General features: G+C 65.0%; 15 protein-coding genes. 4 read left to right on the top strand and 11 right to left on the bottom strand.

Annotated elements, in window-relative coordinates; genetic code table 11:
* The 5 genes from E6K79_01075 to E6K79_01055 form a co-directional block, all read right to left on the bottom strand.
* The coding region (locus E6K79_01075; GenBank protein TMQ66976.1) for a hypothetical protein at positions 1 to 327 on the bottom strand (327 nt) is incomplete at its 3' end.
* A 172-nt stretch (positions 328 to 499) separates the two neighbouring features.
* Positions 500 to 1,567, bottom strand: coding sequence for an ABC transporter ATP-binding protein (locus E6K79_01070; protein ID TMQ66975.1), 1,068 nt, complete (start codon positions 1,565 to 1,567; stop codon positions 500 to 502).
* A complete protein-coding gene (locus tag E6K79_01065) occupies positions 1,568 to 2,215 on the bottom strand; it encodes a DNA-binding protein (protein ID TMQ66974.1) in 648 nt (215 codons plus the stop codon). It abuts the gene before it with no gap.
* A 33-nt stretch (positions 2,216 to 2,248) separates the two neighbouring features.
* The gene (locus tag E6K79_01060) at positions 2,249 to 2,605 is read right to left on the bottom strand and encodes a cupin domain-containing protein (protein ID TMQ66977.1); all 357 of its coding nucleotides are present in this window, start codon (positions 2,603 to 2,605) and stop codon (positions 2,249 to 2,251) included.
* Between the two features lie 49 nt (positions 2,606 to 2,654).
* A complete protein-coding gene (locus E6K79_01055; GenBank protein TMQ66973.1) occupies positions 2,655 to 3,134 on the bottom strand; it encodes a nuclear transport factor 2 family protein in 480 nt (159 codons plus the stop codon).
* Between the two features lie 68 nt (positions 3,135 to 3,202).
* Between E6K79_01055 and E6K79_01050 the strand changes: the two genes are divergently transcribed.
* Entirely contained in the window at positions 3,203 to 4,987 is a 1,785-nt protein-coding gene (locus tag E6K79_01050; protein TMQ66972.1) for a DUF885 domain-containing protein, read from the top strand.
* A gap of 6 nt (positions 4,988 to 4,993) precedes the next feature.
* On the opposite strand, the gene E6K79_01045 is transcribed toward E6K79_01050, so the two are convergent.
* Both E6K79_01045 and E6K79_01040 read right to left on the bottom strand, forming a co-directional pair.
* The gene (locus tag E6K79_01045; protein ID TMQ66971.1) at positions 4,994 to 5,203 is read right to left on the bottom strand and encodes a hypothetical protein; all 210 of its coding nucleotides are present in this window, start codon (positions 5,201 to 5,203) and stop codon (positions 4,994 to 4,996) included.
* Positions 5,200 to 5,754: a hypothetical protein gene (locus E6K79_01040; GenBank protein TMQ66970.1), complete on the bottom strand. Its 555-nt coding sequence runs from the start codon at positions 5,752 to 5,754 to the stop codon at positions 5,200 to 5,202. The genes E6K79_01045 and E6K79_01040 overlap by 4 nt, the downstream gene beginning before the upstream one ends.
* 168 nt (positions 5,755 to 5,922) lie before the next feature.
* On the opposite strand from E6K79_01040, the gene E6K79_01035 reads away from it, so the two are divergent.
* Complete coding sequence (locus tag E6K79_01035; protein TMQ66969.1) at positions 5,923 to 6,786, top strand: hypothetical protein; 864 nt, start codon at positions 5,923 to 5,925, stop codon at positions 6,784 to 6,786.
* A 36-nt stretch (positions 6,787 to 6,822) separates the two neighbouring features.
* Entirely contained in the window at positions 6,823 to 7,554 is a 732-nt protein-coding gene (locus E6K79_01030; GenBank protein TMQ66968.1) for a DUF3307 domain-containing protein, read from the top strand.
* Between the two features lie 33 nt (positions 7,555 to 7,587).
* Here E6K79_01030 and E6K79_01025 read toward each other — a convergent pair whose 3' ends face one another.
* The 4 genes from E6K79_01025 to E6K79_01010 are packed head-to-tail and all read right to left on the bottom strand — an operon-like array spanning position 7,588 to position 9,906.
* On the bottom strand, positions 7,588 to 8,058 hold the full coding sequence (locus tag E6K79_01025) for a DUF2269 family protein (protein TMQ66967.1): 471 nt from the start codon (positions 8,056 to 8,058) through the stop codon (positions 7,588 to 7,590).
* Between the two features lie 34 nt (positions 8,059 to 8,092).
* The gene (locus tag E6K79_01020; protein TMQ66966.1) at positions 8,093 to 8,788 is read right to left on the bottom strand and encodes a VIT family protein; all 696 of its coding nucleotides are present in this window, start codon (positions 8,786 to 8,788) and stop codon (positions 8,093 to 8,095) included.
* A gap of 8 nt (positions 8,789 to 8,796) precedes the next feature.
* Positions 8,797 to 9,291, bottom strand: a complete 495-nt coding sequence (locus E6K79_01015) for a hypothetical protein (protein ID TMQ66965.1) — start codon at positions 9,289 to 9,291, stop codon at positions 8,797 to 8,799.
* A 21-nt stretch (positions 9,292 to 9,312) separates the two neighbouring features.
* Positions 9,313 to 9,906, bottom strand: coding sequence for a GNAT family N-acetyltransferase (locus tag E6K79_01010; GenBank protein ID TMQ66964.1), 594 nt, complete (start codon positions 9,904 to 9,906; stop codon positions 9,313 to 9,315).
* 201 nt (positions 9,907 to 10,107) lie between these two features.
* On the opposite strand from E6K79_01010, the gene lexA reads away from it, so the two are divergent.
* Positions 10,108 to 10,820, top strand: a 713-nt coding sequence (lexA, locus tag E6K79_01005; GenBank protein ID TMQ66963.1) for a transcriptional repressor LexA, incomplete at its 3' end; no start/stop codon positions are given.

The following is a 10,820-nucleotide window of genomic DNA, read 5'->3' as shown; positions in this document are numbered from 1 at the left end:
TTTCAGGACGTCCACGATGTTCGCGGCGGCATTGAAGCGCACCTTGGCGAGACCGTCCGGCGTGACGAGCTCGACGAAGGTCGCTCCCATCTCACTCGCCGCGCGCACCATCTGCTCGCGGGAGCTTGAGGAGTTGAACTTGACGAGGAGCTGATCGGGAACGAACGCGGGACGGCTTGAAGCCGCGACGAACGTCGACGGTTTTTCGGAGATCAGAGATTGGGCGAGGGCCAGGGAAGGAAAGAGGGCCGTCGCGAGGAGCGCGAGGATCAAAAGCGGGTGAACGACGCGACCGCGGTGGCGCTCGGACTGGACAGCCGGAGTCATCGGTTCCCCCTCCGGCTGGCGCCCGGCTGAATTCGGGTCAAATGCTCGAGGTGTCGCCGGTCCAGGTGGAGGATCGGGTACTCGTGGCGCTCACCGGTACCCATAAGTGTAGCATACGGGCGCCCCGATCGAGACCGGAGACCCGGTAGGGATACGCCGCCGCCTCGGTCGCCTAGATCCGGCTTCCCGAGGGATCGAAGAGGAGCGCGCGCGCCGGGTCTGGCCGGAGTCCGACCCGGGCTCCCGCCGCGGGGGCCGCCTGCGGCGCGCGGACGACCAGCGAGCCCCACTCTCCGCGCAGATGCACGAGCGTCTCACCGCCGAGATGCTCGACCCGATCGACGGTGGCGCGGGAGGAATCGCCCGTCGCCTCGCTTAAGATCGCGACCGCCTCCGAGCGAAGGCCGAGGGTCGCCGGGCCGGGACGCGCCGTCCTTCCGTTCAGGGTCATCCGAAATCCCGGGGCGCGGAACGTCGTTCCGCCCGCGGTCTCGCTCGCGATCTCCCCTTCAATCAGGTTAATCCCGGGCTCGCCCACGAATCGAGCGACGAAGAGGTCGTGCGGGTTTCGGTAGACGTCCTCCGGCGTCGCGAGCTGCCGCAGCGTCCCCGCGCGCATCACCGCGACCTTGTCGCCCAAGGAGAGCGCTTCCTTCTGGTCGTGCGTCACGTAGATCGACGTCGTTCGGGTGATCCGGTGGAGGCGCGCCAGCTCCTCGCGAAGTTCCTGGCGAAGCTGGGCGTCGAGGCTCGAGAGCGGCTCATCGAAGAGGAAGATCTTGGGCCGCCGCACCAGCGCGCGCCCGAGCGCGACCCGCTGGCGCTCGCCGCCCGAGAGCTCCCGCGGCCGTTTCGCGAGATGCTGCTTGAGCCCCAGCGTCTCGGCGGCCTCGCGAACGCGGCGGCCAATCTCCTCGGCAGGGGTCTTTCGCGCCATGAGGCCGAACGACATGTTCTCCGAGACCGTCATGTGGGGATAGAGGGCGAGTCCCTGGAAGACCATCGCGACGTCGCGCTCTTTCGGCTCGAGCGCGGTCACCTCGCGCCCGTCCATCGCGATCGTTCCGTCGGTCGGCGTCTCGAGCCCGGCGACGAGGCGGAGGAGCGAGGACTTCCCGCATCCCGAGGGCCCGAGGACCGCGAGAAACTCCCCGTCCGCGATCGCGAGATGGATCTTGTCGACGGCCCGCGTCCCGTTCGGGTAGGTGAGGGAGAGGCCGGTGAGGGTCAGCGAAGCCAATTAAGGCCGCAGCAGGTGGAACGCGTGAGCCCAGTCATTGTCGCGAAAGCCCGGGATGCACCAGAGCTGACAGAGCGGCTCGATGGCCCGCGCCGCGACCGCGGTGCCCATGTCGGCGCCTTCCCAGCCGAACTGCTCGATGACCCGCGCGGCGAACGCCTTCGCTCCAGCGTTGTTCCCACAATAGAACATCGTGGGCTTCCCCTTGAGTTTGGGATTCACCATCAGGTTGTTCCCGACGCTGTTGAACGCCTTGACGAGGTGGGCCTGGGGGAACGTGGCCTGCAGGTCCTCCATGAGCGACCGGTTCGGTCCAGTGAAGAACCGGACGACCCCGTCCTCCGGCGCCTCATCGCTGATCGGATTCGTCGTGTCGAGGATGGGCTTCCCGGCGAGGTTCTGGGGGAGGGCCTCCATGAGCGCCTCCGCGGCCGCCTTCCCCAGGACGGAGAGGACGAGCGCCTCGCTCCACGCCGCGACCGCGGAGAACGTTCCGCTCGGAATCTTCGTCTCCGTCACGAAGGACGCGAGCTTGGCGGGCGATCGGCTTCCAATCTGCACTTCGTAGCCGTGCCTCTTGAAACCCTTGGCCAGCGTCTGTCCCACCACTCCGGACCCCAGGACCCCGACGCGCTTTATCGTTGCCATCGTTTCGCCTTTCTCATGCGTCAGTGCCGCGCGTCACTTGGCGTACTTGTCCCCGCCCAGAAAATGAAGCGACACGTACGGCTCCACGCCGACAACCCAGCTATCGTGAGGGACCGGTGGAATGTGAAACAGATCGCCCGCGTGGAGCTCGGTCACCCGGCCGTCGTCGAAGGCCACCGCGGCGGTGCCCGTGAGGACCAGCCCCACGTGCTCGACGGAGCAGCGCGTTGCGTGGACGCCCGGGCCCACGTGCTCGGACCATTTCCATCCCGGCTCGTAGCTCGCGCGCCCGATCGTGAGCCCGCCCAGCAGCACGATCTCGAATTTGCCCCTCTTCATGATGCGCACTTCGTCGGGGGTCTCGAATCGCTTGAGGATCACGTCGATCATCGCGCCAGGTTTCGGTCCCATCAGTTGCCGCTCACCTCCATGACCACGGCTACGGAGACGCCACGGTGGAATCGACGACCACGAACAGCCGTCGAATCTTCCACGAGCGCTCACGCTCCGGCTCGGCGATCAATACGAATCGGCCGTATCTCGTTTTCGCGGCCGAATTCTCGTTGAAGCTCTCCTCGAACGTCCCGCTCTGGACGGCGATGGTGCCCGAGACCCTGGTCTCGTCCGCCTCAACGCGCAATCCGGTGGGATCGATGTCGGCGTACATCGAGACGAGTCGCTCCTGGACCGCCTGCCGCCCGCGCACGGTCGGCACCCCCGGGTAAACGAGCGCAGCGTCCTCGGTGAAAAGGGCGCCGAAGGCCGCCGCGTCCTTGCGGTCGGATGCGTGGGCGTAGCCGGACCAGAGCGAATCGACCGCGGCTTTGACCTCGAGGGTCCCGACGGCCGAGCGCAACGTCGGCGTGCCGCACGCGGGGATCACGGCGAGAACCAGCAACGCAAGGATGAGGGTGCGCATGGCCGCTATCCTTGCCAAGTCCGTTGGCGAAAACAAGAGCCAATCGTAGTAGTCTCTTGGCACCGATTATGTTCTACCGCCTAATCCCGGCCATCACCATGCTTCTGATCGCCATGATCTCGCTCCCGCCGCGCTCCGGCGCAGCCACGTCCTCCGCCTCACAAGACTTGGCGAAGCTGTGCGACGAGTACTGGCAAGGCTTCCTCGAGACGTACCCGACCTACGCCACGAGCCTCGGGGACAAGCGATACGACGACCGGCTGGACGACATCGGCCCCGCGGGGATCGCCAAGGAGACGCGCCGCCTCGAGAGCGCGCTGGCGCGGACTAACGCGATCGATGCGGCCTCGCTTTCTCCTGGGGAACGGCTCACGCGCACCGCCCTCCTCACCGAGGTGGAAGATCAGCTCGCGTGGATCTCCTGCAAGTTCTGGGAGTGGGCCGTCGATCCGCGCACCGGGCCGCAGGTCGACTTCATGAACCTTCCCGACTACACGATCATCGATTCTCCGGCGGATGCGGCTTCGTTCGTGAAGCGGTGCCGGGCCATGGGACCTTATTTCGACGACACCGTGGCGAATCTCCGATCCGGGCTCGCCAAGGGCAAAGCCGCCCCCCGCGACGCCGTCAAAGCGACGATCGATCAGCTCGATCGATTGATCGCGGCTCCGGCCGATAGCCTGGCCTTGTGGAAGCCGGTGACGGTCGAGCGAAAGGATTGGAGCCCCGCCGATCGCGAGCGCTTCGCGAAGGACTTGCGCTCGGCGATCCAGACCGCGCTACAACCGGCGCTCGGGCGGTACCGCGAATTTCTCAAGACCAGCGTCCTGCCGGTGGCGCGTCCGCCCGAGAAGGCGGGACTTTCCGCGCTGCCTGACGGCCCGGACTGCTACAAGAAGATGATCCGCGTGCACACCTCGCTCGACATGACCCCGGATGACATCCACAGGCTGGGCCTCGAGCAGGTTGCGATCGTACGGCGCGACCTCGCCCAGCTGGGCCAGAAGGTACTTGGAACGTCGGACATCTCCGAGATCCAGCGGCGCCTGCGCGGGAGCCCCGAGATGTTTTTCAAGACCTCTGCCGAGGTGGAAGCGAAAGCGAAGGAGACGCTGGCTCGCGCGCAGGCCGCCGTTCCCGGCTGGTTCGGGATCCAGCCCAAGGCCCGCTGCGAGCTCAAGGTCATGGGGATGCACGAGGCCCCGTACTCCACCATCGCGTACTACCGCGGTCCGTCGGCCGACGGGAAGCGACCGGGGTACTACATGGTCAACACGTACCTACCGGAGACGCGCCCGCGATATGAGGCCGAGGCGTTGGCGTTCCACGAATCGGTTCCCGGACATCACCTCCAGATCGCGATCGCTCAGGAGCTGACCGGAATACCGGAGTTTCGCAAGCACCTCGGGGTCACGGCGTACGTGGAAGGGTGGGCGCTCTACACGGAGCGGCTCGCGGACGAGATGGGACTCTACTCGAGCGACACCGACCGGCTCGGCAAGCTCTCGTTCGACGCCTGGCGCTCCTGCCGGCTCGTCGTCGACACCGGTCTCCACGCGAAGGGGTGGAGCCGCCAGCAGGCCATCGAATATATGACCCAGAACACGCTCCTCGCCCCGAACAACATCGTGAACGAGGTGGATCGCTACATCGGCACGCCGGGCCAGGCGTTGGCCTACAAGCTTGGCCAGCTCGAGATCTTGAAGCTCCGCGACGAGGCGAAGCGCCGGCTCGGTCGGCGCTTCGACATCAAGGCCTTCCACGACGCAGTGCTCGGGAACGGCGCCGTGTCGCTTCCGGTGCTGCACGAGCAGATCGAGGCGTACATCGTCGCTGCTGAGGGAGCGAAGTAGCCGCCTCTAGTTGTCGGACCGCAAGTATTTCGCCGCCACCAGCTCCCCGACCTGCTTGCCCATAGCCGATCCGACCTCCGTTGAATTGCGATAGTGCACGCCGTCGGAGGTCCAGACATTCCAATCGGTGACGACATCGGCGAAAGCCGTTGAACCCGCGATTTGGAATCCGATGGCAACAATCAATCCCAATCCGTATCGAATTGCTCTGTTCAAGATCGTGTCCCCCTTTGCGCGAGCGCTCTGATCCGGTTCAGATCCAGTGGTCCCTTCGCACCCCAGCCCTTCGTCCCCGAGGGTATCTCGGGGCGGAACTCCTCATAGAGGGAGAACGCGATCTCCGCCAGGCGCTCCGGCGGGTATGCCTTCCCGAGCGCGCGCATCGCGGCTTGCGCATCGGGGAGGGACTCGTCGAACTTCTCCTTCAAATATCGCTTCACGCTGTCCGGATTCTCGACCCGCCCTTTCACGACGGCCCGCAAGCCCTCCGGCGTCCGAATCACCGGCACGCCTCGGCCGAGGAGGAACGCGGTCTTGGGGGCCGGCTTCGCGCGCTCATTTCCCTTACGCGCCGGCACTTCGAGGCTGGGTTCCGCGTAGATCCCGAGTCGGCGTCCCTTGGATTGCGCGTTGAGGCCGGCCACGGCTCTTCCAAGCGTCAACGCGGTCTCGCGGTCGTAGCCTAGCCGCTCTGCAACGATGGCCGCCCAGAGCGTCAGCACGGCAGCGCGATTGACGAGCACCGAGTCGGTCGACACGAACGGTATTACCTCTGGCGCCCTAGGACGCCGTTGCGTTTCCGCCTTCTACGCCCACCACCGGTGGGGCGATTGCCCTTCCATCAGGTCGGACAGCCGCCGGGGCCCCTGTACTTGTGGCCTCTCGAGCAGGTCTTCCAGCCACCTTTGTTCGCGCGTCGCACGGGAGACTGCCTCATGGTGCTGGAAGTATGTGACGGAAGGAGCGAGACGGCAAGCGAGTCGAGGAGCTGCGGCGCTCCGGCGGAGGCACCCGGCCCAATGCGACTTGACCGTCGGAATCGCCCGGTGGTACCATGCACCCCGGCGAAGGTGCAAGCCGCAATTCACCCCATAGAGGATGCAGCGATGCCCCGCGGTTCTCGAATCGTAGCGGTCATGACTGGGGATATCATCGGATCCACGCGATACTCGCCCAAGGAGCGGCAACGCCTCGACCGGGTGCTCCGCGCCGCCTTCGGTGACCTGGAGAAACGATTCCCTGGCGCCGTCCACACCCGGATCGCGTTTCGGATCACGGCCGGCGACGAGTTCCAGTGCGTGATACGCGACGTTCCGCGTGCGCTGGAGATCCTCACCTACGTTCGAGCCGTTGCGGCGACCGGAGGACTCCGCCCGCCCGTGCGCTTCCGCGCGTCGCTGGGCGTCGGCGAGATCTCCGTCGGCAGGCGCGCCAGCCCCTACGAGGAAGACGGCACCGCCTTTGTACGATCGCGACAAGGGCTGGACGAGCTTGATAAGATGCGGAGCCCGAAGCGGTGGACGAAGCTGCTTACGGGGAGAAGGGAGAGGGATAGGGCCGCCGACGCGGTCCTCTGCCTTGCGGATTACCTGTTCGAGCGATGGACCGTGCCGCAATGGGAAGCCGTTCGCTGGACCCTTCTGGGGCACACGAGAAAGGCTATCTCGAAGAAGCTCGGGATCGCGCACCAGAATGTGACGAAACGCCTGCTCGCGGCCGGGTGGCACTATCTGGAGCATCCGTTTCAATTCATGCATGGCCTGCTGCTGGAGACGTCCGGCACCCTAAAGAGGGTGTAATGGGCAAATGCATCCCCTCAGAGGTGCAATGAACATATGCTGATTTTCCTGCAATTGTACGCCGCCCATCTGATCGCGGATTTCATTCTCCAGCCGAAGTGGATCGTTCTCAACAAGCGGAAGCCGCTGGCTCTTCTAGCCCACGCCGGGATCCACGTCGCCTGCGGGATCGCGCTCGTCAACGTTGGATTGGATCAGAACGTTCTGCTGGCGATCCTGGGTCTGGCGCTGGCCCATATTCTGATCGACTGCATCAAGGCGTTCGCCACCAAGGATGGCTGGGTGGTGTTCCTGATCGATCAGATCCTCCACTTAGGCACGGTCGCGGCCGCCGCCGTCTGGCTCAGCTTGTCGAGCTGGCCCTTCGTGGAAGAAACCGTGGCCGCCACGTTGACGTCCCCGACGTTCTACCTGCTCTTGGCGGCGTACGTCGGGGTCATTTTCGGTGGGAGCATCGTGGTACAGAAGGTCACGCGGCCGTTCCTGTCCAGGATTGACGGAGACCTGCTGGCGCTCAAGCCCGGGCTTCCCAGAGCAGGGAAGTACATCGGCAGCATGGAGCGCTTTCTCGTCCTCACCTTCGTGATCACCGGCTACAACGAGGCGATCGGGTTCCTCCTGGCCGTCAAGGCGCTCGCGCGCTTTCCCGAGATCAAGGAGGACCAAAGGGGGACGTTCGCGGAGTACTTCCTCGTAGGAACCATGACGAGCGTCGGCCTCGCGCTCGTGGCCGGGCTCATCGTCAAGGCCCTATACGCTCAGCTCTGACGTCTACCTCTGGGGCCACGCGCCGGACGGGCCTCACAAGCTGGGTTTGAGCACCATGAGCGCGAGCCCCGCGACCGGCGTCAGCAACGCCGCCGCGCCCCAGATCTCCCAGCGTAGGGCCAGAGCGTGGTAACGGGCGTACTCGAAGGCGCCCGATTGCGCGCCGGACTCCGCAAGAGCGCGCAGCTGGCGTTGAAGCGGCACCACCCGCATCGTGAAAATGAGCCCCGAAATCGAGAAAAGCACCAAGGTCCAGAATATCCAGCCGGTGTGTAGGATCGGGAAGTTCCCGTGGATGGCGGCGGCGAAGCCGGTGACGATGATGCCGATGACGCCGGGAACCGTGAACAGCCGATCGCTCTTGATGATTCCGTCCATCGTGTGAGCCAGGAGCTTGGGATCGCGGGTGCGGGCGGCATGGGCATGCCAGAAGAGGCCGGTCGTGATGTTGCCGAGAAATGCGATGACAGACGCGACGTGTACGAGCTTGAAGAGGAGATACATGAGTGGGTCTCTCCTTGTTCGGTGGTACTCCTTGCTAGCCGCCTGGGGCGACCGCGCCGAATAGACGACCAATCGCGGCGGTGCACGCCATCGCCAGCGCGCCCCAAAAGGCCACCCGCAGAGCTCCCCGAACGACCGAGGCGCCGCCAAGGCGAGCCGCCACGCTCCCGAGAACGATCAGGAGCACCAAGGTCACCCCGACGATGCCGGGCGTCAGAATCCCGCTTGGCAAGAGTGCGGCCAGGATGGCCGGGGGCGCTGCTCCGACCGCGAACGACGACGCCGACGCCAGCGCGGCTTGAATCGGTCGAGCTAGGGTCGACGCGTTGATGCCCAGCTCGTCGCGGGCATGGGCCGCCAGGGCGTCGTGAGCCATGAGTTGGTCCGCGACTTGGATCGCCAGGTCGGGGGTGAGGCCCCGACCGACGTAGATTTCCGCCAATTCGCTTCGCTCGGCCTCGGGCGACGCAGCGAGCTCACCGCGCTCCCGGTCGAGATCCGCCTGCTCGGTATCCGCCTGGGAGCTGACTGAAACGTACTCGCCGGCCGCCATCGAGAGGGCACCCGCCACGAGTCCCGCGACGGCGGATAGCAAGATTGCCAAGCGGCTCGGCTCGGCTGCAGCCACCCCCACAACCAGGCTGCCCGTGGAGATGAGGCCGTCGTTGGCGCCAAGCACCGCGGCGCGCAACCATCCGATCCGCCCGCTGCGGTGCAACTCACCGTGCATGTTCGCCCTCAGAGGCTGACGGCATCCGTTTCGAGCGTGCTCTTGAGAAAGGCAAGGACGGCTCGCTCCTCGCCCCGGCCAAGCCACCGGCCGAATTTAATGAGCGCAACGCCAAGGACCGCCAAGCCCGCCGCAGTCTCTAGATCGAAAGTCTCTTTCGCGCCACCACGATTCGAGATATAGGAGGCGAGCGTGGCGACGGTGAATAAGATCAGGAACGAAAACCATGCAATCATAAACACCTTCACGCCTCGGTGAATTCTGAAGTCGCCCTCGATCAAAGTCTCTCTGCCGAAAGGGACGAATCGTCCGTAGAAATGCGGGGCGAAGGAGTTGTGATAGTAGCGCCGCTTCTGAAGGCGGAAGCTGTTATCACGAAATTTTCCCAATATCGGTTTGGAGCCGGCGTAGCCGCTCCATGAAAACCCAAGTCTCTCCGCATCGACGCCGGATGTCAGGCGGGCCTTACATTCCTCGATTGGAAGTCGTGTGTGCAATTTCATCGCGGGCTCCGCGGGCCAGCGCTAACCGTGACGCGCCAGGCGCGTGGCGAGATGGCGCTTCACGTCCGGCCATTCGCCGGCGAGGATGCTGTAGATCACCGTGTCACGGACCGTCCCGTCGCGTCGGGGATGGTGATGACGGATCACGCCGTCCTTCTTGGCACCAAGCGCCTCGATCGCGCGCTGGGAAACGAAATTGAAGTTGTCCGTCCGAAACCCGACCACGCGGCATCCCATCGACTCGAACGCGTGCCCGAGCAGCAGCAGTTTGCAGGCGGTGTTGACATGACTGCGCTGGCATCTCGCGGCGTACCAGGTGTAGCCGATCTCAACCCGATCGATCTTCGGCACGACATCGTGGTAGCGCGTGCTGCCCACGATCGCGCCCGTCGCTAGCTCCCGGACCGCCCATGGGAGCATGTGGCCGTCCCGATGCCCGTCGAGTGCGTCGCCGATGTAGCGATCCACTTCCTCAGGCTTCGGAACCGATGTGAACCAGAGCTCCCAGAGGCGGCCGTCGGCGCCGGCGGCGGCCAGCGCATCTCGATGCGCCGGGGTGAGGGGCTCGAGCCGGACGCCGTTGCCCTCGAGGGTGATGGGATCCAGTGTGATCACGACCGGCCTCGCTAGTGACTCTTGCTCATGATCTGCTCTTTCGTGCTGTTCATGTCGTCTCCGTCGGTGCTACTCGGCTTGGGTGGATCGGAAAGTATGTTCCGGGAAGTGCTTTCTTAGCAAGCGATTCAAAGAATTTCACTGCTTCCTCAACCGCACCCCTTGACAACTGCACAAATGTGCAGTATCCTTCTCTACGTCATGCACAAGCCCACTCGACCCAAGACCCCCGGCGCGGCCCGGAAGCGCCGCCCCTCGCACCTGGCGACGGGAGCCGACCGCCAGGTAGCGATCCTCGACTTCATCTCGGAGTCGCTCCGCGAGCGCGGCTACCCGCCCACACTCCGGGAGATCGGGGTAGCCCTGGGGATCGCCTCCACGAACGGGGTTCGCTACTACCTCGACCGCTTGGAACAGTCGGGGAAGATCCGCCGCGACCGATGGACGTCGCGGGGGATCGAGCTGCAAACGGCGGAGCCGGCCGAAACCGTGCCGCACGGGGTTGTATCCCGCTTCGCCCGCCGCGCCCCCGAATCTTTCGAAATTCCGATCTTGGGACGCGTGGCCGCCGGCGCGCCGATCCTTGCCGAAGAAAACATCGAGGACGTGCTCATCGTGGACGGCGCGTTCGTGCGGCCCGGTAAACACTTCGCCCTCCGCGTCCGGGGGGACAGCATGAAGAACGCGGGAATCCTGAACAACGATCTCGTCATCGTGCGCCACGAGACGCCGGTCAAGAGCGGCGAGATCGCCGTGGTCCTGATCGGCGACGAGGCGACGGTGAAGCGGTTCTTCCCGCGCCGCGACAAGATTCTCTTGATCCCCGAGAACGATGATTACGAACCGATCGAGGTCCTCCCCACCGATCCGGAAGTGAGGGTGGCGGGCCGGGTGGTCGGCGTCATACGGAGGCT

The organism is Candidatus Eisenbacteria bacterium (genome assembly GCA_005893305.1).
In the GTDB taxonomy this organism is placed as follows: Bacteria; Eisenbacteria; RBG-16-71-46; order SZUA-252; family SZUA-252; genus WS-9.
This window is presented reverse-complemented; position numbering and strand designations above follow the sequence as displayed.